The organism is Bacteroides sp. Phil13 (assembly GCF_001940965.1).
GTDB classification, from domain to species: domain Bacteria; phylum Bacteroidota; class Bacteroidia; order Bacteroidales; family Bacteroidaceae; genus Bacteroides; species Bacteroides intestinalis.
The window spans coordinates 126,193-152,308 of the sequence record NZ_MSHA01000068.1 but is presented as its reverse complement, the minus strand read 5'-3'; the positions used below and the strand labels follow the sequence as shown (position 1 = coordinate 152,308).

The window sequence follows — 26,116 nt, the reverse complement described above, 5'->3', positions numbered from 1 at the left end:
ATTTTCATATTATTAGAATTTGACATTTAAACCAAGCATACATGTGCGGGCTTCCGGATAGTATCCTAAATCTATGCCCTGTACCCAACCAAAATCACTACCATAACCGATTTCGGGGTCCATACCTGAATATCCGGTAAAGGTGTATAAGTTCTGGACTGTAGCATAAAGTCTGAGCTGTTGCAGAGGGATTTTCTTGAAAATCTTCTTGATATCAACTCCGATCGTAATATTCTTGATTTTGAGATAATCTCCATTCTCTACATAAATATCGGAAACTTTAGACCAATTGCTTCCACCAGTGCTTGCCAGGCGTGGTAACTTGTTGGAAGTTCCTTCTCCGTGCCAACGTTCCAGGATGTCTGTGGTAAAGTTCTGCAATGGAGAACTGGCATAATCCCGGTAGCATTTAAGTATTTGCTGGCCGAAGGCTCCATAAGTAGTAACCGATAGGTCAATCATTTTCCAGCTGACATTGAAAGAGAATCCAAGTGTCATATCCGGGTGAGGATTACCAATTTCTGTACGGTCATTCGAGTCAATGATTCCATTCTTATCAATATCTGCCCAGATCACATCTCCCGGTTGTGTTTGAGCACCATTTTCTTTAGCACCTTTATATTCGTCTATTTGTTTTTGGTTCTGGAAAATACCGAGACTCTTGTAGCCATAAAAATATCCTAAAGGTTTTCCAATTTCTCCGCGTGCACACTCGTCGGATGCATTCCATAAATTGCCCGACGGTCCATGGAGGATACCATCTTCATTGGGAAGTTCGGTAATTCTGTTTTTATTGAATGCAGGAGCTAGATTGATACCATAATTCCAGTCCTTACCTATGTTATCGTTCCAGTGGAGACCGATTTCAAATCCGGTATTCCGAATAACTCCACCATTGATGGCAGCCGGACTTGAACCGAATGAATAGAGTACGGGTGGGGTAATAAGCCAGTCTTTGGTTAACCTTCTATACCAATCGAATTCGAGTGCCAGGCGACCATTGAAGAATCGTGCATCGAGACCTATGTTGAGCTGTTCCTGGGTTTCCCATGAAAGATCCGGATTAGTCAGCTTATATGCGTAGGAACCAATAGAAACCTGATCCATGGAGTCGCCGAATGAATAACCTCCATTACCGTTGTTGGCAGTGATACGTGAAATGTATTCAAAGGTGTTTACGGCGTTATTACCATTCTGTCCCCAAGATGCACGCAGTTTTAAGAAATCCAGCCAATTGAGTTCCGGCATGAAACTTTCGTTTGTAACGACCCAACCTGCCGAGAAAGACGGGAAATATCCCCATCGATGACCACGGGCAAAAATAGAAGAACCATCCGCACGCATAATGGCGGTTGCCATGTACTTTTCTTTATAGTTGTAGTTTATACGACCAAAGAAGGAAGCCATTTGCCCTGCTGCGCCGGGAGCTCCTGTTAAAGTTTTAATTTTATTTTTATCATCGTACTTTATGTTGCTCAGATATGCATGTTTAAAGTCTGAGAATTCAGAACCTTCTGCATTGGCACTCATGGAATCACCCATTCCGTATTTTTCAAGACTCTGCCCGATTACCGCGTCAAAATGATGGTCTTTAAGAGTGAAATTATAACTGGCTGTATTTTCCCAGGACCAGCGGTGGTTGAGTGACATGGACTGAGTTACCCTGTCTTCTTGTGTCGTCAGGCTTTGACTTAGCTGGCGATAACTGGGGATATATGAACGATAACTTGAAGCTGACAAGATGTATCCGAATTGTGACTTGATTCGTAAATTCTTGATTGGTTGCAGCTCTGCATAAAAACTGGATTGTAAGTAATGGCTTTTGCTTAAGGCATGACTTGTGTAGTAATCCATATAAGCTATTGGATTTGTGGTGTTTTCCCCATATCCTTCTTCTTGTGCATCATCATATAAGTAGTACTCTCCTTTGCTATTATAGGCATGCATCAATGGGGGAGTAGTTAACATATCACGTGTACCATTCCAGTAAATGCCAGTGGTGGCGAAAGAACCTGCAGTCTGCTGGTACTTGTAATTAAGAGTCTGCCCAATTTTGAGTACATCAAGGTTCCCTATCTTTTTGACAATATGATTAGAGTTGATACGTGCATTGTATCTGTCCATACTGGCAATGCGACCAGGAGCTCCCATGGTAGCTTCTTGATTGAAGTAGGTAAAACCGACGGAGAAGTTGGAACGTTCTGTACCTCCAGTGAAGTTCAATGAATGGCTTTGGATGGGCGCATCATTATTTAAGATCTCTTTTATCCAGTTGGTACCATTCCAGGTTCCTTCCTGAATAGCTTTATAATCAGCTGCCGGTAACCATTTTTCCCAGTTCAGAAGCGAAGTACCATCCATCATGTGCATTTCATCTTCTATCATCATATATTCCTTAGCATTCAGCAGGGTGGCGATTTTAGGAAGGTTCTGAATGCCATAGTAACCATCGTAAGTAACCTCAAAGTTACCTGTTTTGCCTTGCTTGGTAGTGATGAGAATAACGCCATTGGCGGCACGTGAACCATAGATCGCAGCAGATGCGGCATCTTTTAATACATCGATAGATTCAACGTCGGCAGGGCTTAGACCATCTATACTGCCGTTGACCACTCCATCTACTACATATAAAGGAGAAAAATTACCATTGGTTCCGAGACCACGGATATTGACTTTAAATCCCTGTCCGAGGAAGCCGCCGTTTGATGTGATATTTATACCAGGTGCCTGGCTTTGCAGACCGCCCAGAACATCTGTTGTATTTAGTTTTGCGATATCAGTACCTTTCACTTGTACGGTAGCTCCGGTTACCAGTTTCTTTTTCTGAACTCCATAGCCAACTACTACTACCTCTTCCAGTAATTCGGAATCTTCTGTCAGCGTGATTTCCATCTTGGGGGTTGCTTTTACTTCCAGTGTCTTATATCCGACGAAAGAGATAACCAAAGTAGCACCTCTTTTCACGGTAAGAGAGAATTTACCATCTATATTGGTAATAATACCATTGTTTGTTCCTTTTTCCAGAACACTTGCTCCGATAACAGGTTCGCCTGTCTGATCTGTTACCGTGCCATTGACGACTTGCGATTGTAGCTGTTCTGCAATTTCAGATAAACCTTCTGAATTAGTACCGATTGCCAGGGCGGTATTGCTTCCTATTAGTAAAGCTACAATGGCAATAGTGGTGAGGAATTTGTAATGTAGTGTTCCTCGTTCGCGACTTTCATTCATGATTTGATGATTTTTGTTTAAAGCTAAATTGGAATATTAAATAAACTAGATAGAAAATGAGATGGACAATAGAATGTCTGGGTGCATTGTTTCCTTTTTCATAAGCATTTGTTTTTCTTAGGTTGATATTATAAATTAAGGAGTTGCAGCATTCTGAATCAGAAGTTATTTTATGTCTTGTCTGATCTTGCTACTCCAAATATAATTCGTATTTTCGTTACTTAAAATAAATGGTGGATTATATTAATAACTGTTATATGTCGTTTTATTTGCTTAAGAAACTTGCGTGAATAAAATATTGATTTAGATGCAACTTGCTTGCATATTTGAAAAATGTGTTATTTTGATATTATATGATTTATAATCATGCTGTTATGTTGGATGTTGCGCTGTTTTATGTTCGTATATTTCTTTGTTTTAGTTTTGTTTTTAAAGTTCGTTAACTGTTTTTGCCCTTCAAATTGAAATGAATGATGGGATGAATGGGCTATGCTTTTCTCTACTTTTAGTTAAAAAGTATAATGTTTACTCATTGGAGGAGTTAGCGGATCAGTGATTCTTTTCGCTTAATTATTAGAGGTGTTACTGTTTCATCTTAATAGTACCCGGTCTATACCAAGTCCGTACCAAGCCGTACCAACTCCGTGTCTGGTCCGTCTGTATAGATACGGAGCAAACACGGACTTGGCACGGTTCGAATCGAATGTATTTATTCCGGAAATAAGGAATGTTTGTCTGTTTTAGAAACTTATCGTATCTTTGCACCCGGATTAAAATGTAAGATGCCGTGAATAGCGGTCGTGTATTCTAGGACACCACGTAAAAAACAGGATTTATGAAGCAAAAAGTATCTGTACCTTTTATGCTGCTGGGTATTTTATTTAATGTTTGCCTGATTGCAGCTAATCTTCTTGAAACCAAGGTTATTCAGGTTTTTGGTATAACCGTTACAGCCGGATTATTGGTTTTCCCTATTTCTTATATTATAAACGATTGCATTGCTGAGGTGTGGGGCTTCCGTAAAGCACGTCTTATTATCTGGAGTGGTTTTGCCATGAACTTCTTTGTGGTAATGCTTGGCTTGATAGCCGTTGCACTACCGGCTGCACCGTTTTGGGAAGGAGAAGCCCATTTCAATTTTGTTTTTGGGATGGCACCGCGTATTGTTGTAGCAAGTCTGACCGCATTTTTGGTAGGTTCATTTCTCAACGCTTATGTCATGAGCCGTATGAAAGTGACAAGTGGTGGACGAAATTTTTCTGCCCGTGCTATTTGGTCGACAATAGTAGGGGAGACGGCAGATTCTATTATATTCTTCCCTGTAGCTTTTGGTGGTATTATTGCTTGGCGTGAATTGCTTGTAATGATGTGTATTCAGATCGTATTGAAATCCTTGTATGAAGTATTGATTCTTCCGGTCACTATCCGTGTAGTAGTAGCTATTAAACGGATAGACGGTAGCGATGTGTATGATGAGGATATTTCCTATAATATATTGAAAATCAAAGATATTTAAAATAGCGTGAATAGAGAAGTTGCATTAGTAGTATTTAGTGGTGGACAAGATTCTACTACTTGTCTGTTTTGGGCGAAACGTAAATTCAGAGAAGTGGTTGCCCTGAGCTTTTTGTACGGACAGAAACATGAGAAGGAAGTGGAACTGGCACGGGAAATAGCTCGTGATGCCGATGTGAAGTTTGAAGTAATGGATGTATCGTTCATCGGTAAGTTGGGACATAATTCTTTGACGGACACTACCATGGTAATGGATCAGGAAAAGCCAACGGATAGTTTTCCTAATACGTTTGTACCGGGGCGCAATTTATTCTTCTTAAGTATTGCTGCCGTGTATGCTCGTGAACATGGCATCAATCATATTGTGACGGGAGTGTCACAAACAGACTTTAGTGGATATCCCGATTGCCGGGATGCCTTTATCAAATCGCTCAATGTGACCTTGAATCTGGCTATGGATGAACAGTTTGTAATTCATACTCCGCTGATGTGGATCGATAAAGCTGAAACCTGGGCTTTGGCAGACGAATTGGGAGTACTTGACTTGATACGCAATAAGACCCTGACTTGTTATAATGGTATTCCGGGGGATGGCTGCGGGCATTGTCCGGCATGTAAGTTACGCCGTGAAGGATTAGAGAAGTATTTAAGTCGTAAATGCTAAAACTTTATATTATGAGTGAATTGAAAGACCAATTATCCCTTTTGGGAAGAAAGACTGAATATAAACAGGATTATGCACCTGAAGTATTGGAAGCTTTTGATAATAAGCATCCGGGAAATGATTACTGGGTACGTTTCAATTGCCCGGAGTTTACCAGCTTGTGTCCCATAACAGGGCAGCCGGATTTTGCGGAGATCCGTATTAGCTATATTCCTGATATTAAGATGGTGGAAAGCAAGAGTCTGAAGCTTTACCTTTTCAGTTTTCGTAATCATGGTGCTTTCCACGAAGATTGTGTGAATATTATAATGAAAGACTTGATTCGACTAATGGATCCTAAATATATTGAGGTTACAGGTGTTTTTACCCCACGCGGTGGTATTTCTATTTATCCTTATGCTAATTATGGGCGTCCGGATACGAAGTATGAACACATGGCGGAACATCGGTTGATGAATAGAGAATAAAACAGCAATGGGGGTGATAAGAAACACTCCCATTGCTGTTTATTGAATTATTTTTTAATGATTGTCAGTTCAGCAGCTTTTAAGATTTCTTTTCCTTCCATCTTTTCTTTGATACAAACCACTTCTACACTGTCTTCCAATAGTACCCCGCATACTTTATCTCTATTGGCATCCATTGTACTGATATTGACAGTGTCTCCTTTGCCGGTTATCAGAGTAATATTATTCATAGTAGCATCGTATACTATTCCATTGATAATTTGGAATTTAGATTCTTGTTTACAGGCGACAATGCTTCCTATTGCAAGTGAGCAAACAAATAAATAGGTTAACCTTTTCATAATATATAATTTTGTGATTATTATTGAATACAAATATAAATGTTTTTCTTACATGAATTTGATTTCCTAAGGAAAAAATTGCCATTTTTGAACAAAAGCGATTCTTGACTTGTTAGTCTAAAAGACTAATTGCGAAATCATGAGAATACTTCTGCATATAAAGTGTCTTTTGTGTATTTTCTTATTATATTTCTCTTCTTCGGTATCGGCTGAAGCCAAGAAGGTAAGTTCCGGTACGGATTTGCTGATTATCAGCAGTTATGTATCAGGTGCTCCGTGGAGTCAGACTATCATTTCGCATATCATGCAAAAGGAATATGACCGGAAAGATGTGAGCATGAATGTAGAGTATATGAATATTCTGACGATAGAGACTCCTGAAATACTGAATCAATATAAAAATAATCTTTTTTCAACTTATGGAAACAATCCTCCTAAAGCTGTGTTGATGCTGGGTAATGCTCCTCTGATATTACGGGATGAAATGCGTGAACATTGGGGGGATATACCTTTGATAGTATGTGCTGAGAGTAGCTATATAGGACCTGATTCCACCTATATGTACAATCAGGTTGTTCCACAAAAGGATCGTATCTATCTGAATGATCTGCGTGACGAGTACAATATGACTTTTCTGAATGCACGTGCTTTTATCCCCGAGAGTGTTCAACTGATACGCCGTATGATTCCGAAGATGAAAAGTCTGTTGTTGATTGGTGACCAGACTGACCGCGATATCGATTATGATCAGCAATTTTCTGAATTGATCAAGACGGAGCATTCAGATCTTACTTATAAATACCTGTCAGCTAGTACTTGGAGTCCGGACCAGTTGTTAGATACATTGCGGCAGGTAGTTCCGGAGGAAACCGGTATTTTGTTTGCTTCATGGTTTCATAAACGAATGTTTGCCGGTAATATGCTTATGATGGCCAATTCTTATAAAGTGATTGCTAACTCCACATTGCCTTGCCCGTTCTTTGCGTTATCTTCTTCCATTTCAAGTATTGAAGAAGATGGGACTATTATTGGTGGGTGCGTATATGACATGAATCTGTATTGTGAGGAAATCGTGAAAACTATTAATGCAATAGCTGATGGTAAACAGGCACGGAGTATCCTACCTTATAATCCGGACCCCATTGTTCTTTTTAACTATCCTTATATGGTGGATTTTGGTTTATCTCCTAAAAATTGTCCTCCGGGAACAGTTTATTTAAATGCTCCTCCTACTTTCCTTGAAAAATATCAGTCTGCCTTGGTAGTAGGCAGCATTGTCTTACTGTTGGTAATCCTCTTTTTTCAGCTTCGCAGGAATAAGATACTGGAACGTCTTCAGTTGGTGGAACAGAATCAGCGCTTCACCCATTCTAAAATGGCAATGGCATTAGAAGTCGTTGATTTGCTTCCCTGGCAATGGGATATACGTACGGATGAAATCACGTATAGTTCTTACAAGCCAATAGAACAAGGCAAAAAGGAAGTCTCAGAAATGACTTATGCTACCCATGTAAACAACTACCTCACCTTTGTCAGTGAGGAGGATAGGGAGCGTATCCGGCAAGTCTTTAAGGATGTGCGTGCCAATAAAGTCGATAAAATTAAAGAAGAATATCGGGTTCATCGTCCGGGTAAACCAGACGATTCGGAAGACTGGATGGAGGCTCGTGCTTTCGTGGAACAATATGATGAAAAAGGAAATCCTTTAATCGTGGTGGGCTCATCGCTGTTTATTACAGAACGTAAAGTGGCGGAACGTGAACTCATTGCCGCCAAAGAACGTGCGGAAGAGTCCAACCGTCTGAAATCTGCCTTCCTTGCTAATATCAGCCATGAAATCCGTACTCCGTTGAATGCTATTATTGGCTTTTCCAGCATATTGACCATGACTGAAGATGAAGAAGAAAAGAAAGAGTATGTCAGCATCATAGAGAAAAATAACGGAATTTTGTTGCAGCTTATCAATGATGTTCTTGATTTGTCTAAGATAGAAGCCGGAGTTCTTGATTTGTATTACTCGGAATTTGCACTAAATGGAGTACTAATGACTTTGAAAGGAGTTGTTGAGTCACGTTTACAGAGTAGTGTTGAGCTGATTTTTGAACCTGGAATGCCAGATTATTATGTTGTTTGTTCAGAGAAAAACAGACTTCAGCAACTGGTTTTGAATTTCCTGACCAATGCCTGTAAATTCACTTCAACCGGGAGTATTCGTTATGGATATGAAGTTCGTGAGAAAGAGATTTATTATTATGTGACCGATACAGGGACAGGTATTCCGGAAGATAAGCTCCATCTTATATTCGAACGTTTCATCAAGTTGGATAGTTTCAAGCAAGGCACTGGTTTAGGGCTGCCTATTTGCCAACTTATTATTCAGAATATGGGAGGAGAGATTGGAGTAAATTCAAAATTGGGAGAAGGATCTACATTTTGGTTTACGCTTCCCCTCAAACCGAAGCAGTAAGCGGGGAAAGCGTTGTTCCTATATGACAGCTTTATCTTCAATCAAGTTCTTCAATCGAATCAGGGCTTCGATATAATAATAGTCTGCATAAATGATGGCAGCGTCTATTTCTGAATTGTTCGGTAAGTGTCCGGTGGAGTGGAGGAGGAATGCTGGTTTGCTTTTGCCGCATTGATATTTGTCTGAACTCAAACTTGTTAACATTCTTATGGCGGCATTCTTATATTCATCTCCTTTCTTATCCGGTAGGTATGTAGATAGTTCCAGTAAAGCGGATGCGGTTACACTTGCAGCAGAGGCGTCACGTGGCGCATTCGGAATACTGGGGGCATCAAAGTCCCAGTAAGGTATATAGTCTTCCGGCAGTCTTTCCAGATATACATCGGCTACTTTCTGTACGAAATCCAGATAGCGGGGATCTAACGTTTCCCGATAAACTACCGTATAACCATAGATAGCCCATGCCTGTCCACGTGCCCACATAGTGTTGTCGGCATATCCCTGATGTGTAACTCCTTTTATGAAGTCGCCCGTCAAAGTATCATAAACCGCTACGTGATAGGAAGTGTAGTCGGGACGGAACTGATATTTCATAGTCTTATCAGCGTGCGACACTGCTATATCTGCCAGATATGGGTTTCCTCCGTTCTTGGCAGCCCAGAAAAGCATTTCCAGGTTTATCATATTATCCATGATCGTATTGTGTCCACCGAACATTTCTACATTACGTGGCCATGAAAGTATAGTGCCTACACGAGGTCTGAACAAGGTTGCCAGTGAATCTGCTGTATCCAGAATCACTTGTTTGTATTCCGGATTATGTGTCAACCGATATCCATTGCCGTAGCTGCAAAAGATCAGAAAACCCAGGTCATGGTCGTATGCCGGAATTTGTGACAGGAACTTCAACGGTTCTGTGAATTTCTCTGCTTCTTCCTTTATGGTTGCTTTACCGGTATATTCGTAATCATACCATAAAACTCCTGGCCAGAAACCACTGCACCATTCATCCTTTGTCGCTTTTCGGCAATGCCAAGTGTTGAGGCTGTCCATGATGTTACGGGGCATCATCGAGTAGTCGATAGTACCTTTTGCTGCTTTTAATTCTGTTAAAGTGCGTTGTACTTGGGCGTCACAGTAATCCAGCGCCTCATATACATCCACATCCATTCCTTTCTCGGGCATGTTGCAAGCCGTAAACATGCACAGGCATGCACCGAACAGTAGTTCTTTTGTTTTCATATAATCAGTCTTTTTATTTATCTATGTGAAACCAGTCGGCATCTACCCATCCCCGTTCCTTACCATAAGGAGTGGTACTGAATAGCCCTACTTTGGCACCTATCCATTTTCCCTGACGGGCTGTGAAAGGTATACCTATTGCTTTATATTTCTTACCATCCAGGCTGTAATAGAAGTGGCAGATACCGCCTTTCTCTATTTTTACCCGTAGATAGATATCCCTTTCGTAGTTGGGAAACAAACCGGCTTCGTACTTTCTGCTGGCAGGTAATTCTGCCAGGCGAGTGACTGTTTCGGGTGTCTTTTGCTCTGCATCCTTGCAGGTCACTTGTTTCAGTATAAATTTATCGCCCTCTTTCTCTACTCCGAGGTAACAATAGTCCCAGCCCATTACAATCAATCCGGATTGCTGTCCGTCCATTTTGGCGGAAACTTTTAGTTTGGTAGTTGCTGTGAACTCTTCTGCCATGAATTTCTGCAATAAAAGGTTCGGTACTTCCCAGAAATTCACAAAGTTCTCGGAGAGAATATGTCCGTAAATACGGATGAATCCCAGGTCGGAAGTATATCCGAATGTATCCTGATAATTGGCATGCCATTCCCATTGTAGTCCTAACTGGCGGGTATTGAACTCATCACTGTCCGCAAGTGTTTCTACCGGATAATTCTTGCCTACATTGGGCTTTTTATAACGGGGTACGGGTTCGCCACAACCATCGCCGTCCTTATCTTCTCCAATTACAGGCCAGTCGTTTACCCACTTCATCGGGTTCAGGTGAACGACACGCCCATACATGGCTTTATTCTGAAAGTGAACGAACCAGGATTCCCCTGTCTGCGTGTCAACCCATGCGCCTTGGTGGGGACCATTGATGTCGGTAGAACCTTGCGCCATGACAATCTTCTTTTCATAAGGACCGTATATATTCCGCGAACGCAATACTAACTGCCATCCGGTTGCTACTCCGCCTGCCGGGGCAAAAATATAGTAGTAGCCATTCCGCTTATAGAGTTTGGGGCCTTCAATTGTATGGTTGATGCCGTCGTTACCATCAAAGACCAGTACCGGGTCACTGATTACTTTTGTTCCTTCTGCATTCATCTCACAAATTGTGATAACACTGTTCAGTGCGGCACGACTTCCTGCCCATGCGTGTACCAGATATACTTTTCCATCTTCATCCCATAATGGAGCAGGGTCTATCATGCCACGACCGGCTTTTACCAATATCGGTTTCTCCCATTCTCCGGCAGGGTCTTTGGTCTTTACCATGAAGATGCCATGATCCGGATCTCCCCAATAGATATAAAACTCTCCATTATGGTGGCGGATGGATGGTGCCCAAACACCTTTTCCATGCTGGGGGGCATTGAAGAACTCGATGGGTTCTATCTGTTTCAGCGCATAGCCTGCGTATTTCCAGTTAACCAGATCTTTGGAATGGAGAATGGGCAAACCGGGAGCACATCCGAAGCTGGAAGCCGTCATATAAAAATCTTCGCCTGCCGCGCAGACATCCGGATCGGAATAATCGGCATGCAGCACCGGATTGATGTATGTGCCATCCTTCTGGTCAGATACCCAGGCTTTGGATACATATTGGGCTTCCGCCTGCCAACAGGCAGCGCATAGCAATGTCGTAAGCAGAAATATCTTTTTCATCTTTTTATTTACCTTTTTAAATATCCTGAAAACAAAGATTTTACCTATACAAACTCTTACCTTTATCTACTGAAAATAATCTTAATGTGTTATTTGCCTATTAATACGAGCGAATCTGTTTATTCACTCAATGGCATATCATATTTTATAATCTTTCTCCTTTGTACTTTTTATATTTCTTCATTTCCTGCCTGTCTATAGGTACCAGTCTTATGGCAGCTCCACCACTGGGTTTCAGCTGGAACTTCATAGTTTGTGAAGCGTTGACAAGCAGATAAGTACATTTCACCTGTGTACTTGTTGTTATCTTTTCTCCCCCATCCGTATAGATGCAGGCGAGGTAATTCTTTTCTTTATCGAGGAACGTGAGAGGTATTTCTTCTTCAGAACCTTCATTGTTGGTCATTGCTGCAACAAACCATTCCTGACCTTTTCGGCGTGCCATTGTTATGTTTTTGCCGGGAGCGCCATCCAATACTTTCGTATCGTCGAACACGGTTTGCAAGTTCTCAAACCATTCTATTTCCGGTTCTCCGTGATAGAACGATGGTTTGTCATACCAGAAGATAGTTTGCAGAGGGCTGTAGAACACGAGTGATGCTGCCAATTGGTGAGCATGAGTCGTTTTCAGGCGTTTGTCGAAATAACAGATCGTATAGTCGGCTGCACCGTTTATCATACGAGTGAAGGGGAGCGTGACGTTATGAGTTGCATCGGGAAATTCTTCGTTTCCACAGATACCTTCCTGAGTCAATAAATTCGGATAAGTACGGCTGAAGCCTGAAGGACGATATTCATCATGGATATTCATCAGCAGATGATTTTCTGCCGCTAAACGAACCATATCATGGATCCAGGTTGCCCAGCGATGGCTGGCGTATTGTACGAAACCGGATTTCACCCCGACAATTCCCCATTTGCGGAGCAATGGGAAAAGTTCACGCATTTGTTTCATAAGTGCATGCTGGTTTACGTACACCCAGACGCCAACCCCTTTGTCCTTGCCATAAGCTATTACACGAGGCATATCCAGTTGGGCAACCACCTTTGTGGCATCCCCGTCATGTGAAGCACAGGGCATGTACCATTGCCAGTCGAAAAGCATATAAGGGATATTATGTGCTGCACAGAAGTCGATGGTTGCAATAGCGCCTTCGGTTGTGATAGTTGCTTCGCGCATAATCTTGCCTGGTTTCACCCATGCAGCGGCATCGGCAATTTCACACGGCGGATTCAGATTCTGGATGATATCATTGTGTTCAAGCAATTCACCCGGTTTGTCGGCTGCCATGACTATTTTCCAGGGAGTGGCATAATAAGTCACTACATCCACGGGGCTATACATTACAGAAGTCAGTGTATTCTTCTTGTCTGTGGAGGCAAGGTATTTGGTCAGACACCAGTCGTCTACATCAGCATCTGCCAATGCCGCCCATTTACCATTCGGGAGTTCCAGCGTAAGGGCACGTTCTACCGGATGTTTGATATCATCAATGTTCAGGTACTCAAAGAAAGCCTGTGCCCATTGTTCGGTCCATGCTTTTGTACCTGCCGGTAAGGCGTATTCTGTGAGATCACCTACTACTTTATGAAAGATAGCCTTTGGGTGTTCCGGGAAGAAATAGCGGAAAGCTACTCCTTCATTATAGGCACGCACCTCAATGTTGAGCTGGTAGCCGGAGTTATCTTTCTTGGAGAGATAAAGGGTGCCGGCCCGGTAATGATCGCGTACACTGCTACGTTCACCGTAAAGTGGCTGCCAGGTGATGTCTGTTTCGGGTTGGTAGGTCACAGAGTCCACTTCCAGATTGTCCATCCAGCAGGCAGGCTGTTTCAGGTTTCGTGCTCCCAGAGCCATTTCCCATATCCGGTTGTCCAGTTCCAGTCCGGCACGTGATTCATTGACTACAGGTTGTGATTTGTAATCTACCCGATAACAAAGTTCGTTTACCGCGGGTGAAACCTGCTTTTGGTAAAATACTATTTCATGTGTTCCGTCAGGAGATGCTAGCTTCAGTTCCTTGCTATTGTCCGCAAAGAGGGAAGGAGCGAGAGCTAACATAATAATTGCTGAGCCGATAGTCTTCATATTTTTGTATTTATTTTATTTCTACTTTTCTATTAAATCCCAGTATATAACATAACGTTGGTGATGTAAGTCATACAGTGGCTTTAGAACATTGCCCTGTGATGCTTTAAATATCAGTTCCTTACCCGTACGTTGTAAACTGTGTTCGGGGTGTTTCCGGTTTATTTGTAATGTAGTATTCAGTTCGGCCGGGATATGATAATTGTAAGTATAGTAATCATTATATAATGCCGGATCAGAGAATGGTGCCGGAGCTTGCATACCTTCTGTTCCCGCTTCACCGGCCAATACCAGCGGTCCGTATAGCAGGGTTCCCTTTTGTGGATTGTCCGGCGTTGTTTCCAGTTGCAGGTTCATCGGATAATTAGCTTCAATACGATCACCGTCTTTCCATTGGCGGGTTACGGCAATGTATGATCCCGGTTTCTGTTTTACCGATACTTTTTTTCCATTGACGTTTACTTTCACATTTTTACTCCATGATGGATAGCGCAGATAAATCGTAGTGGTGACAGGTTTGTCCGTTTGGATGGTCAATGCTGTGTTTTCTTCTGCAGGGAAACTTGTTTCTTGGTGCAGAGTTATTCCTTTCGCTCTCCAGTTTACTTCTGACGGGATAAAGAGGTTTACGTAGATTCCCTGGTCATTGTGATAATAGATAGCTTCTCCATATTTAGCATGGCTTTCGAAACCACTGCCTACACAACACCAGAAGGAATTCTCCTGGGTACTATAAACTTTGTGCGAGCCGGAGAGCAAAGGCAAGAAATAGGATACCATTCCCGTTTCAGGGTCTTGTTGCCCAAGGATATGATTATAGAGTGCACGTTCGTAGTAGTCGGCAACTTTGGCATCTCCTGTCCAGCAAAACAGGTGGCGACTGAGTTTCAGCATATTGTATGTACAACAAGTCTCACCGGTATATCCGGTCAGATGTTTGGATAATTGTTGTGGATCGAAATAATGCTCTTTATCACTGCTGCATCCCGGTGCAAAGGTATGATGGTCTATCATGGTATGCCAGAAAAAATCAGTCAGTTTCCGACTGCCATTATCCTGCGTCAACTCGTAGTTGCGTGCTTCGGCAAGAACTTTTGGGATAAAGGTATTCGTGTGCTTTGTTCCTAAATCATCGCGTTGTTCTTTCAGCGGATCGATAACATCATTGTGATAGAAAAATTCAGCAAGCCATTGATAACGCTCGTCGCCGGTGATGGCATAAAGATTATAAAAAGATTCGTTCACACCGCCGAATTCATTCTGTATCATCCTTTTTCGGGTGGCTTCATCCAGTGGTTTAAGTTTATTATAAGCCCAGTCGCCCATGCGGGTAACTACTTCCAATGCCTGTTTGTTATCTGTATAGAGGTATTGGTCGATCAATCCGGAGAAGAGCTTGTGTAATGTATACCAGGGTGCCCATACACTTGTCCCACGTATGTTCCGATTAATCAATTCTTCCGGATATGCACTGAGATACCCGTTTCCCAAAGCTGCTTGTACTTCTGCCAGACCTGTAACAAGGCTGTCACCTTTCAACTTGAATATTTCACTTCCGGTAGATGCGTACATGAGCGCATAGGCTGATAGTAAATGCCCTGTTGTATGTCCACGCAGTTCGCAGTCCAGTGATTCCCAGCCGCCCAGTTTTTTTACGGTCATATATCCGCCTTCACGTCCGGCAAATACTCCGGCATTGTTGCGGAAACTGTGCAGCAAACGATTGGTTGCTATGGAGGTCATCCAAATAGAATCACGCATCATATTGTCGCGAAAGCGGCTTGGCAATAAACGTACGTCTTTTAAGTCGAAACTTTCTACCTGCATCGGTGCGGTTGTCATTTTTTTCATTTTCCCGGTATGCTGTCCGGGATAAATGGATTGAGCGGAAAGACCGGTTGATAGAGCCGCACAGATTGTTATTAGGATTAAACTCTTATTTCTCATAACTTTTTTATTAATTCTTTCTTTATATATACGAAGGAGAGAAATATATTACTCAAATATCTTCCAGCTTTTCAAATGAACGAATCCATTCCACAATTACTGGTTCATTACTGATATTCCCAAAATTGAGAATAAGAGTAATGTTTGTTGGCCTTTCTGTGAAGTGCGTTCCATTATTTGACAGATAGTCTGTAATCTTAAATACATAGATATCTTTTTCTATCTTTTTAGCCTTATCTGAATCTAACTTCCAAAATTCCGGAGCACTGGCAACACTATAGCTTAATTGTAACCAGTCTTTATTTGCGGATGCTGGAATCTTGGGTGCCTTTACAGCAATATACGGATAGTTCCCTGCCTGGTAGGAAATCCTTTTCTTTTGCATATTTACTCCGGATGATACAAATGACATTAGATTATCTACCTGCTTATAAGAGCAATTGGCGAAAGTCCATCCTTCCAGTTGAGAAAGATCCTCATTTATTTGTCCGGGAATTTTTCTTTCATTTGAGTCCTTTCCCAAATAGAACAACAGGCTGCCGAAGCCCGGGTTGTCACAGGTAAATCCCGGTCCTTCAGGACGTATCATACCCAATACAATTTGGGTATATGGCATTTCTAACCCTTTGCGTTCAACATAGTGATTGTATGCTATTTCAAATAATGAGCGGAAACGTCCCATTCCTTCTTCCCCTAACGTAGTCCAGTTTGAATATTTTCCGGTTATATCTTTCCAAGTAAAGAAAGGTACTTCATAACCCAGATTGGATTTGGCCAGATATTCATAACCTTTCATAAGGCGATTATCCAAAGCATTATACAGATCTTTGCCTTGTGTCCAGGCTATTTCAGCAATTTCCGAGAGGCATCCTAACCCTAACATAGCATGTTGTTGGTCACGTCCACTTTCCTGTATTTGGCCGGATTCTGCTACGTAGTTGGGAAGAGTTCCATTGTCATGGCCTTTCAGAAAAAACTCTATGGCGTCTTCATACAACTTTTTATCGTTTAGAAATACTCCGAATGCCATTTGTGCCTTCGTTACTGCAATTCCCCAGTTACCGTTGGTGTAAGGTTTGGTATTGTAGAAAGTAGTAAGTATAGGTTGGAATACATTTCGGAACATGTTTTCTACTTTGGGCGTATCTTTTACATCCCATCCGTTGGCATATTTATCTGCTGTATATGTATATCTCATGATTTCTGCTGCGTTTACCAGCATAAATCCTTGAAGGCCGGCACAAAGCGGATCGTCCGGACCTTCTATTTTCTTTAGGGTACTTGCATACGCTCTGATAATCTCCATTGCTTTGTCTGCATGAGGCTCTTTTCCTGTGACTATCCAAAGAATGGCATTGTAATAAGCTGCATTAAAATCTCGTTCACAAGGATCTTTGGTATAACCATATTTACCGGCACGGCTGATAGTTTCGAAAGGTCCTTTTATGCGATAATCAGCTTTTCCCTCAGGCATTCCTCGCATGATGTTGAATGAACCGTAAGCCGGTTGGGTCTCATTTCTAACAAGTTCCCGGATTCTTTTTAATGAGGACTCAGAATGAAGTAAGCCCGGATGAATAAACTCTTGACTGTTTATATTCAGCATATAAAAGAGAAGAATAAATAACGGAATAAATTTCTTTTTCATCATATTCTTAAAATAATAAGGTTAATACATATTAGATAGAAGTCAATATGTATTATATAGCTTATTATGTGCGAATTTACCTAAAGCAGTATTATACTTTTTAGTTTTATTATGGAAAATCATTCTATGAATAGTGTATTATGAGGTTAAAATGTGTTTTCAGGCGGAAATAGATGAATTTAGTTACGATCCATATTGAGTAAAAGAGCTTGCTTATTCGTTTTTATTTTAAATGCTGGTCTGGAAGAACTATAATTTAATAACATTGAAATATGAATTATGGTATGAAAGCATCTTTGAGGCGGTTGATATGTAAAGTAATAATATAAAGTAGAATTCTGAAATGAAAAAATTATTTGTAGGCGTATTATGTGTAGCTTTGTCTCTGAGTGTACAGGGCAAAGAGGTGAATATGACATCACCGGATGGAAAATACCAGTTTACGTTGAGTGATAGCGGTGGACAGTTACACTATTCTTTGACTTGGAATGGCAAACAGACAGTAAAACCTTCCTTATTGGGAATCAATGCAAATGTAGAATGGCGGGATGGAGTTGAAATAGGAACTGTGGATAGTAGTCGGAAAGATACGATCTGGCATCCGGTTTATGGGGAAAGAAGTGAAATTAAAGACTGCTATCATGCATGGAAAATAGTTGTCAACCGTCAGAACGGACGTGATAAGCTGATTCTTGATGTCCGTGCTTATGATGAGGGAATTGCCTTCCGTTACCATTTTCCGGGCGGACAATATCTGAAGATTACAGATGAGTATACAGAATATACCATGCCCGAAGGTACTAAAGCTTATTTTACCCCCAAAGCCCAGACCCCGTATTCTTATCTGCCTCTTGAAAACTGGCCGGGTGAATCGGACCGTCCGTTACTGCTGACACTGGCAGATGGAGGATATGTCTGCCTAGCTGAAGCCCAAGTGGTGGATTATGTACGTACGAAGTTCAATGTGTCACCGACTAAAAAGAATACGATTATATCGGCTATGTATGGTCCGGTAGAAGATATTGCTCCTTATTCTACTCCGTGGCGTGTAATCATGTGTGCTGACAATCCGGGTGAGATTTTGGAACACAATGATATTCTGTTAAATTTGAATCCGCCATGTCGGATTAAGGATACTTCCTGGATTAAACCAGGAAAAGTGATGCGTGAAGTGACCTTGACCACAGAAGGTGGAAAAGCTTTGGTAGACTTTGCTGTAAAACGGAATCTGCAATATATCCACTTTGATGCCGGTTGGTATGGTTTTGAGTATGATAAGGCTTCAGATGCTACTACCGTAACACTTGATCCGCGTAGGAATCCGAAAATAGATGCTCTGAATCTGAAAGAAGTGGTTACTTATGCGAAGCAGCATGGCATCGGAGTTATACTCTATGTTAATCAGCGGGCTTTGCAGCAACAGTTGGATGAGATACTCCCTTTGTATAAATCATGGGGAATTTCGGGAATTAAGTTTGGATTCGTGCAGGTAGGTTCACAGGTGTGGACTAAATGGATGCACGAAGCCGTGAAAAAGTGTGCTGATTATGGGCTGATGGTAGACATTCATGATGAATATCGTCCGACAGGTTTTAGTCGTACCTATCCTAATCTGATGACTCAGGAAGGTATTCGCGGCAATGAAGAATTTCCGGATGCCACTCATAATGTTACGTTGCCTTTTACCCGCTTTGTAGCCGGAGCAGCCGATTATACGATATGTTACTATCGCCAGGACTTTGGCAGGCTGAACGTTGAAAAAGATAATTATGGTGTTCCCCGTTCTAAGTCCATTCAGACTACACCGGCGCATCAATTGGCATTAGCAGCTGTCTATTATAGTCCCCTGCAATATATATATTGGTATGATAAGCCTTCGGATTCGCAGGACGAACCGGAATTAAAGTTCTTTGATGATGTGTACACCACCTGGGATGATACGAAGGTTTTACAAGGTGAAGTCGGTGAGTTTATTACTGTGGCTCGCCGGAGAGGAGAGGAATGGTTCATAGGCTCAATTACAAATAATGATGCACGGACGTTACCGGTTGATTTGAGTTTTCTGCCTGCAGGAAAAGATTATGTAGCTGAAATTTATACAGATGGCGACAAATCTATTCCTACACGAACGAAAGTCAGAGTCTCAAAATTCCGTGTCAATGCCAAGACTGTTCTGTATTTTAATCTGAGGGCTTCGGGAGGTTCTGCCATTCGTTTAGTGCCTGAAGTGACTAAGGATAAATCTTTGAAAACCTATAAACAACAGAAGTTGTGATGAAACATGTAAAAGAGATAGATAAAAAGTTACGGTAGTGGTGTGGCAGTATGGTAGGAGTGCAGCACCTAAGATTCAAACGGCCGAACCTATTAAATAAACATCCTCTATTGGGTGGTTACAGTTATTTCAGGATGTAGAAACTACGTTCCACCGGTTCGGCCGTCTGTACTTTACCAGCAATACCATATTGCCAGGCAACTACCGTTACTTTTACCGGAAATTTACTGCGGGGTGGGATAGGAGTGAATACAATTTGGTCTCCTTCTATTTCAGCTGGACCTTCTTTGATGTAGTAAGAGACGGGCAGTCCACAATCACTTGTGGCTTTTAAAGATAAAGAACTGCTTTCCGCTTTCACATCGGGTAATCTTGGAAATAATATATACTGCCTTTGTCCTTCCGTATTCCGGTAGGGGATGCGGATACTGACTTCCTGAACAGCACTTTTATACTTCCGGTCTCCTGCCTGGCTTGCCAACAGACATATATCACCGGTACGGCGCAGATTATTCATACCCATCCGATAGAAAGATACCATAAATGTGGTGTCATTTACCTTTTTTACTGGTCCACAGATGCGACTGATTATCGGTGTCGCATCTGTATGCTCATCAGATAGTTTGGTTCTCAGGGAATCCGTACATACGGCTTTCAGGTGGAAAGTGATTCCATCGGCTTCCGGATTGAAGCGGGGCTGTACACGTACATGCTGTTTCTTGTCGTATGTCAGTAAACTGCCGTTTTGCTCAAAACCCAGATACTGTTCTTTCTTTCCGCGGCTTTGCGTATACCGTACTTCAGTCGCTTCCGCTATTTCACGGTCAAAATACCAGAAAGCATCATGAGGATCACCTTTATATTGTGAATAGGGGGCGGCTTTGACTCGCTTCTTCTGATCGGGATGCCAGCGTTCTGCCAGCCAGCCTTTGGTTGGGTTTACCGGATTCAGTTTTACTTTACCGTCTTTCGTTACTTCATCCGTCAGCCGTTGATTGATAGCTTTTTCCAGAAATAGAGCAATGTATGCGGCTGTTTCATCTGCCACATCGAAATGTCCCCGTTCTGCGTCACACAGAAATGAGATACAACTTTCAGGATACATCATGCGGAAGGCCAGTGCCGGATTTACTCGGGCTTCCCACCATTCATATTCTCCTTCAATCATCAGTCCGGGTATTCCATCGATATTACGAGTACGTCCCCATTCCAGATTCTCACGCCCGTAGCCGGTAAGATTCGTACGCGGAGCATCGCCATGTAGGGAAATGATAGCCAAAGTACGTTCCGGATTCCATGCGGCAAAATTCCAGGGATAAGTAGCCATAGCCGAATGGCCTATGGGAACGATGGGGACATTTTTCAGTTCACTATATCCGCTGACGTCTGCCAGGGAGAACATCATTTTCTCAAATATCTGTTGTGTGCCTTTCGATACATCCCATTGCTGATCGATACCGGGAGTTATCCATACAAAGCCGATTCCCAGCTTCTGCATCTTTTCGCGGAAAAGGGGATTATCAAAAAGAGTTTCTTCGCTCATATTGTGTTGTCCTACAATAATTGCTTTTACCTGCATACAGTCAGCGGGTATCCACAAGAAAGCTGTAGGATTCCGGTTCGTTTCATTAGAGACAAACCCATCAAGAGTCACAGACCATTGCCATTCCCCTGCCCGCAAACAGGGAGAGAGGAACAGCAAGAGGATGATTGAAAAAAGCAGTCTATATCTATTCATGGTTCTTTGTTTTTTACAGTATTAATACGAACGAAGAATAAGCCTGTTTTTGCTGTATTTCGATGAGTCTTAGTATTCGTTAATAATCGTTCATTTAGAGGCTTCTTTCAGTTGTTCCGTCAGCTTATCCATATCTTCCGGGCTGGCTGCCGATGGGAATTGTAGCTCTCCTTCTTTATTGACGATGGCATAATGCGGGATTGATAACATACTGTTCCGCCCGAACTTCTCATAAATTTCCATTTTGAAAGCCTCGTTGATGATGACATGCTCTCCTTTTAAGTTATAGTGCCCTGTCATCTTTTTCCAGAGTTCAGCTTTCTGGGGAGTATCGATGGAAACATACAATAACACGATATCATTTTCAGCAGCATATTTCTGCAAAGGTTTGATGTGTGCAAACGAAGCACGGCAAGGACCGCACCAGGTAGCCCATACGTCGATGAAGATCACTTTACCCGGGTATAAGTCAGTAATTTCCTTAAAGGTGCGTACACTGTCCGTATTCAATATATGAATGTCTTTCGGAAGTTCGGTTTCATTGAACGCTTTGTTCTTCTGTATCGCTGTTTCTAATTTCGGCATTAGCACGCTTTGGGGATATAATGTCTTGAATTCCTCATACAATGAAGGAATACCGGTTGCAAAATACTCACGGCTTTCGTCTTCCAGAATGAGAAGTCCCATTGCAGCCTCCTGTACCCGGCCTTGCAGATTTGTTTTATACCAATAGAATAACAGCTGATTGCGTTCATTGTCATCATTCGTGCGCCTTTCATGTTGCATGAAAATATCTATGCCTGCCATATTCGATATGACATCTGCAAATGCAGGAGAGAACACGCTTTCAGCCTGACCGACGTTTGCAAAATCCAACATCTGGGCGTAAGCGTCGTCCCATTCCTTCTTGACCGTTTCGGAACCTCTCCGGTAGTTACCGAAATATTGATTCATATATGCCATCAAAGCCTGTAAGCGTATATCCTGTATGGCTCTCTGCCTGAACTGATCGTCCACCCCTGCCACTTCTTTTTCTAATGTAGTGGCGTAGTCTGTCAGCTTCTGATATACGGATGAGGCAACTGTGTCCTTACCGACGTTAAAGATATCTCCCCGGCGTGCACGCAGATTAAATACGTTTTCATTCAGATCAGCCAACTTCTTGAGGATTTTATTTTCTTTCGTCAAACCGTCAACCGGGTTTAGTTCATTAAATTTGGAAGCATCGATATCAAGCGTCTGTTTTCCCGGAGCAAGATAGATACTACCTAAGTTTCGCTCACCATATAGAAAAAGAGACAGCTTTTCGTTACCGTTTACAGGTAAGGTAATCTGATACGTACTGTCTGCATTTAAACGTAAAGTATCAATCTTGTTCGGTAAGTAAATGTCATCAGTAGTGATGTTATATACAATGGGAGCGCCGGATGTATTCGTTACTTTGCCTTCTAAAGTAATGCTCTTCTGGGTACATCCGCTCAAGAGCATAGTGGTTACTATGCCGCCAAGGCATAAAGTTTTGATAAATTTCATTATTTGTTTTTCATTTGGTTCATAATCTGAGACGCTAAAATAGTGATAAGGTTACACCGGGACAATTATTTCCTGCTATTTCTCCGTGATTGTTCATTTTATCCTAATCCCTTTTATAAAATCATTGGTTCCTACTCTTTTCAGGTCTTTCATCCGTTCTCCATTGATTACTACATTTTCAAATGTCACGTTTTTTACGGTTCGTTCTTTGTCCAGTCCTTCGATGACAGAGGGATTTTCGCCAATTCCCGTATAAGTGATGTTGCGGAAGGTTATTCCGTCGATGCTGTTACCCGGTACTTTGTCGTACTTCTCGTTGAAACGCACTTTCACGTAGAACAGTCGTCCTTCCTGAATGCTTTCTACCCGGATGTTCTCAAACAGAATGTTGCGAACGTGGTTCTTGTCACCGCAGTCTATCGCCATGCAACCTTGGTAGGGAGGGGCGTCTTCATCGTGTTCCAGAATATCTATGTTACGGAAAATCAGGTTCTCAATCACCTCTCCCGTAGGAGAGTCCGGATCGCCATGACCACCTACGTTGATAGGATGCGCTACATCTGCCCAAAGTATGGAGTTCTGCACAGTGATGTCGCCCGAGCCGTCCCACCAGTTCCAGCGGTGGTTATAAAGGGCTATGCAGTCATCCGAGGGCTATTTTCAATATCTGTTTCATAAATCTTTGATTTTCTGACTTTATATCATACGAATGAAAAGCGAAGTCTACTCAATCCTTCCTTAGTATCTGTTGTGAGAATGATAGTTATCAAGAAAACAACAACGGTTACCCTATACATAGAATAACCGTTGTCTGTTCCATCACAAGCAAGTCGAAATCTACTTCTTCAGTGTAATAACCGTATACGAATATTTAGGGAATACATACTTGGCATTCTTGCGGGCAATAGAAGCCTTTGAAGACTTAAACACTACATTGTCCTTATTCTCATACGTATTATACTCCGTCAGTTCACAATTACCGATGGTCTGCACCTCTGCGCGGCTACCGAAACGGAAGTTCTCAATATTCAGGATTGCTGCCTGAGGTTGGTCGGACATATTGGCTACATAGATGGTCATTTCCGTCTTTGCATCATTTATCTTAGCTGTTACGTCCAGGCTTTGGTCGCTGCTCGATGATTGTACCACATTTGGTTTCCAGGTCTTCATCATCATCTCATCGATGTGAGCGGAAGGTTGGAACCATATAGCATCGGGCGTGTAATGAATGCGTCCCTGATCCCACATATATTGTAGTCCGTGTGGTTGGAAGGTATTTGCGGTACCCAGCATCTGGAAGCAATCTCCGTAACGTTGCAGGGTATTCCAGTTGTGCGCATGTGCCAATCCGCGATCCCAGTCACAACGGCTGCCGTTCTCTTCCATCGGATGCAGTTTTAGCTTGAAGCCGGGATAATCCTTAGCCAGTTCCCGTTGCAGGTTGATACCCATTTCATTCAGGAAGGCATCTCCTCTGTCGGCAAACTCGCGAGCTCCCGAGTAGTGAGGGTCCCAAGCCAGTTTGTCGCCTTTACCTTGAGCAACGAACCATCCTGCCAATTCGGAAGAAAGCTCGTATTGTCTACCCAGGTTCTCTTCCTGCTGACGAATCTGTTGTTGCATCCGGCGTATTTCTCTCTCTTTACCTGAAGGTGCCTGTTCGAGTTCAGTCAATTGTGTACGTAGGCGTGCAATCTCCTGCTTCTGCTGCTCCGTGCCACCTCGCTTATATCCATTGCCTCCAATATTCAGCGAAGTCATAATCGACATATTGGGATCAGCTTCCCACGCAGCCTTTGCAAACTTCTTCATGCACTCTACATACCCTCTGGAGATGCCACGTTCATTATCTACCTGAATATATTTAAGATTATAGGGCTGAGGGTGTCCGTCTGCTGCACGCAAGGCTCCCCACTTCGAGCTTATCGGTCCGTTGACATACTCTACGAAGTCGCGGATATCCTCGTAACTCTCGTTCATGCTCATACCGATGATGGCTGTTGCATTAATGGCTTCGGCTGCCTGAAGCATCTCAATGAACCCAAAGCTATGGGTAGCATAAGGATTAAAACCACTACGGAAGGTAATCCGGCGTTCGTCTATCGGTCCACGCATCAGTTTCCAACGATAGAGATAGGTGTCCGCACCAACGTCTACCATAGAGCCATTATAGCGGAAGGCGGTGATGCCTTGCTTCTTCAGTGCATCAGTGAATTTAGTTTGAATAGGCCATCCACCTTCAATGCGTCCCCATGTGCCCGGTTGCAAGAAGGCAAATCCGAGGTCAACGGTGCCGGGAGCTTTGAGTGAGATGCCGAAGCTGCCATTAATAGTAGCCCCGTTCGGTGTCAGTTCATAAACAACCTTTTCATAAGAACCGTCACCTTTCAATTGATAAGGCTTTTCAGCTAGGATATTGTTGTTCTCATCACGAAGGGATACATAGATGGTAGTCGGTTTATCAGCTTTTATCCGCAGGATGCCATCATAAGACTTCCCGTTTTCGAACATAATCCCCGAGCGATAAAGGCCATGATTGGTAATACCGACCTCACCGTTTCCGGCGGCGAAAGAGATGCGTTGTGTCTGGCGTCCCATATAAGCCTTTCCGTCACGTATCAATTCGTATTTATATTGAGGATTTCCGGAAGTCAGCTTCGACCAGTATTTTGAAACCTGTTCGTTGCCATTGATCCGTGTCATCATAATCTTCTGAATGTTTTCGGGAAGAGAATCATAGACCAGAAAACGACCGGGGAACATCCATCCCGAAAGATTCTCAGGTGCGCCATATCTTCCGGCAGAATAAATGTCATTAGAGTTGAAATCATATTTCTCACCAAGATTATTCCAGTTGATCCTACTGTACACATTAGATTGATTCAAGAGATGCGGAATACGTCTTTCATCCAGCACGACGTAGATTTTAGAATAGTCTTTCCGCTCGAGGTTTAGGAAATCCACATCAATGTTTTCTTCAAAAGCTTCCCCATGAATCAGCTGGCTGAACATTCCTCCATTAGTCTGATTGTTGAGGTCTTCGATATTAGTACCGTTAAAACGTTTGGTAACGGTTGCGATCTGCTTTCCTGCATTGATGTCAATGCGAATAGGAGTCTCTGGTTGGGCAGATAAATTGCCTGCTGCCAACAAGGCCATTAAAGCGATAAATGTGTGTCTCATATGGTATAATTATTAGTGGGATAAAGTCAATCCTCAGTGTATCAAATAGATTTCGCCTCTAAATATACGATTATTGTTTGAAATACACTCAATAAATCGGTGGAATTGTTTGT

15 protein-coding genes and 1 pseudogene are annotated in these 26,116 nt (G+C 42.3%); 5 read left to right on the top strand and 11 right to left on the bottom strand.

The window, feature by feature from the left end:
- Nucleotides 1-12 precede the first annotated feature (12 nt).
- Nucleotides 13-3,231, bottom strand: coding sequence for a SusC/RagA family TonB-linked outer membrane protein (locus BWI44_RS12655; protein ID WP_115502874.1), 3,219 nt, complete (start codon nucleotides 3,229-3,231; stop codon nucleotides 13-15).
- A gap of 835 nt (nucleotides 3,232-4,066) precedes the next feature.
- On the opposite strand from BWI44_RS12655, the gene BWI44_RS12650 reads away from it, so the two are divergent.
- From BWI44_RS12650 to queF, 3 genes are read left to right on the top strand one after another with little or no spacing between them, the layout of a single operon-like run.
- Nucleotides 4,067-4,747, top strand: coding sequence for a queuosine precursor transporter (locus tag BWI44_RS12650; RefSeq protein ID WP_007665191.1), 681 nt, complete (start codon nucleotides 4,067-4,069; stop codon nucleotides 4,745-4,747).
- A gap of 6 nt (nucleotides 4,748-4,753) precedes the next feature.
- Entirely contained in the window at nucleotides 4,754-5,410 is a 657-nt protein-coding gene (gene queC, locus BWI44_RS12645; protein ID WP_021967187.1) for a 7-cyano-7-deazaguanine synthase QueC, read from the top strand.
- A gap of 11 nt (nucleotides 5,411-5,421) precedes the next feature.
- Nucleotides 5,422-5,877 carry a preQ(1) synthase gene (queF, locus tag BWI44_RS12640; protein ID WP_021967186.1) on the top strand — a complete coding sequence of 152 codons (456 nt, stop codon included), beginning with the start codon at nucleotides 5,422-5,424 and terminating at the stop codon, nucleotides 5,875-5,877.
- A 47-nt stretch (nucleotides 5,878-5,924) separates the two neighbouring features.
- Here the strand turns inward: queF and BWI44_RS12635 are convergent, their stop codons facing one another.
- A complete protein-coding gene (locus BWI44_RS12635; protein WP_007665187.1) occupies nucleotides 5,925-6,218 on the bottom strand; it encodes a hypothetical protein in 294 nt (97 codons plus the stop codon).
- A 139-nt stretch (nucleotides 6,219-6,357) separates the two neighbouring features.
- Here BWI44_RS12635 and BWI44_RS12630 point away from each other — a divergent pair, with 139 nt between their 5' ends.
- The gene (locus tag BWI44_RS12630; protein WP_138292655.1) at nucleotides 6,358-8,685 is read left to right on the top strand and encodes a sensor histidine kinase; all 2,328 of its coding nucleotides are present in this window, start codon (nucleotides 6,358-6,360) and stop codon (nucleotides 8,683-8,685) included.
- Between the two features lie 18 nt (nucleotides 8,686-8,703).
- On the opposite strand, the gene BWI44_RS12625 is transcribed toward BWI44_RS12630, so the two are convergent.
- From BWI44_RS12625 to BWI44_RS12605, 5 genes are all read right to left on the bottom strand, one after another.
- On the bottom strand, nucleotides 8,704-9,927 hold the full coding sequence (locus tag BWI44_RS12625; protein ID WP_195209325.1) for a glycoside hydrolase family 88 protein: 1,224 nt from the start codon (nucleotides 9,925-9,927) through the stop codon (nucleotides 8,704-8,706).
- A gap of 13 nt (nucleotides 9,928-9,940) precedes the next feature.
- Complete coding sequence (locus BWI44_RS12620; protein ID WP_195209324.1) at nucleotides 9,941-11,590, bottom strand: glycoside hydrolase family 43 protein; 1,650 nt, start codon at nucleotides 11,588-11,590, stop codon at nucleotides 9,941-9,943.
- A gap of 145 nt (nucleotides 11,591-11,735) precedes the next feature.
- A complete protein-coding gene (locus BWI44_RS12615; protein WP_195209323.1) occupies nucleotides 11,736-13,679 on the bottom strand; it encodes a glycoside hydrolase family 97 protein in 1,944 nt (647 codons plus the stop codon).
- Between the two features lie 21 nt (nucleotides 13,680-13,700).
- Nucleotides 13,701-15,626, bottom strand: coding sequence for a glycoside hydrolase family 127 protein (locus BWI44_RS12610; RefSeq protein ID WP_195209322.1), 1,926 nt, complete (start codon nucleotides 15,624-15,626; stop codon nucleotides 13,701-13,703).
- Between the two features lie 52 nt (nucleotides 15,627-15,678).
- On the bottom strand, nucleotides 15,679-17,277 hold the full coding sequence (locus tag BWI44_RS12605) for an alginate lyase family protein (protein ID WP_195209321.1): 1,599 nt from the start codon (nucleotides 17,275-17,277) through the stop codon (nucleotides 15,679-15,681).
- A 340-nt stretch (nucleotides 17,278-17,617) separates the two neighbouring features.
- On the opposite strand from BWI44_RS12605, the gene BWI44_RS12600 reads away from it, so the two are divergent.
- Complete coding sequence (locus BWI44_RS12600; protein WP_195209320.1) at nucleotides 17,618-19,549, top strand: glycoside hydrolase family 97 protein; 1,932 nt, start codon at nucleotides 17,618-17,620, stop codon at nucleotides 19,547-19,549.
- Nucleotides 19,550-19,673: 124 nt separating this feature from the next.
- On the opposite strand, the gene BWI44_RS12595 is transcribed toward BWI44_RS12600, so the two are convergent.
- From BWI44_RS12595 to BWI44_RS12580, 4 genes and pseudogenes are all read right to left on the bottom strand, one after another.
- Nucleotides 19,674-21,287, bottom strand: coding sequence for a hypothetical protein (locus BWI44_RS12595; protein ID WP_117707179.1), 1,614 nt, complete (start codon nucleotides 21,285-21,287; stop codon nucleotides 19,674-19,676).
- 90 nt (nucleotides 21,288-21,377) lie between these two features.
- Nucleotides 21,378-22,820, bottom strand: coding sequence for a TlpA family protein disulfide reductase (locus BWI44_RS12590; protein WP_195209318.1), 1,443 nt, complete (start codon nucleotides 22,818-22,820; stop codon nucleotides 21,378-21,380).
- A gap of 93 nt (nucleotides 22,821-22,913) precedes the next feature.
- Nucleotides 22,914-23,471: pseudogene (locus BWI44_RS12585) on the bottom strand (glycosyl hydrolase family 28 protein); the annotation flags it as partial.
- A 186-nt stretch (nucleotides 23,472-23,657) separates the two neighbouring features.
- Nucleotides 23,658-26,003: an alpha-L-arabinofuranosidase family protein gene (locus BWI44_RS12580; RefSeq protein WP_229036186.1), complete on the bottom strand. Its 2,346-nt coding sequence runs from the start codon at nucleotides 26,001-26,003 to the stop codon at nucleotides 23,658-23,660.
- Nucleotides 26,004-26,116: the final 113 nt, after the last annotated feature.

Coding starts and splice junctions, on each gene's coding strand:
- BWI44_RS12595 (WP_117707179.1), bottom strand. CDS start 21,287: ATGAATAGATATAGACTGCTTTTTTCAATCATCCTCTTGCTGTTCCTC.
- BWI44_RS12610 (WP_195209322.1), bottom strand. CDS start 15,626: ATGAGAAATAAGAGTTTAATCCTAATAACAATCTGTGCGGCTCTATCA.
- queF (WP_021967186.1), top strand. CDS start 5,422: ATGAGTGAATTGAAAGACCAATTATCCCTTTTGGGAAGAAAGACTGAA.
- BWI44_RS12600 (WP_195209320.1), top strand. CDS start 17,618: ATGAAAAAATTATTTGTAGGCGTATTATGTGTAGCTTTGTCTCTGAGT.
- BWI44_RS12620 (WP_195209324.1), bottom strand. CDS start 11,590: ATGAAAAAGATATTTCTGCTTACGACATTGCTATGCGCTGCCTGTTGG.
- BWI44_RS12605 (WP_195209321.1), bottom strand. CDS start 17,277: ATGATGAAAAAGAAATTTATTCCGTTATTTATTCTTCTCTTTTATATG.
- BWI44_RS12625 (WP_195209325.1), bottom strand. CDS start 9,927: ATGAAAACAAAAGAACTACTGTTCGGTGCATGCCTGTGCATGTTTACG.
- BWI44_RS12590 (WP_195209318.1), bottom strand. CDS start 22,820: ATGAAATTTATCAAAACTTTATGCCTTGGCGGCATAGTAACCACTATG.
- BWI44_RS12635 (WP_007665187.1), bottom strand. CDS start 6,218: ATGAAAAGGTTAACCTATTTATTTGTTTGCTCACTTGCAATAGGAAGC.
- BWI44_RS12580 (WP_229036186.1), bottom strand. CDS start 26,003: ATGAGACACACATTTATCGCTTTAATGGCCTTGTTGGCAGCAGGCAAT.
- BWI44_RS12655 (WP_115502874.1), bottom strand. CDS start 3,231: ATGAATGAAAGTCGCGAACGAGGAACACTACATTACAAATTCCTCACC.
- BWI44_RS12650 (WP_007665191.1), top strand. CDS start 4,067: ATGAAGCAAAAAGTATCTGTACCTTTTATGCTGCTGGGTATTTTATTT.
- BWI44_RS12615 (WP_195209323.1), bottom strand. CDS start 13,679: ATGAAGACTATCGGCTCAGCAATTATTATGTTAGCTCTCGCTCCTTCC.
- BWI44_RS12630 (WP_138292655.1), top strand. CDS start 6,358: ATGAGAATACTTCTGCATATAAAGTGTCTTTTGTGTATTTTCTTATTA.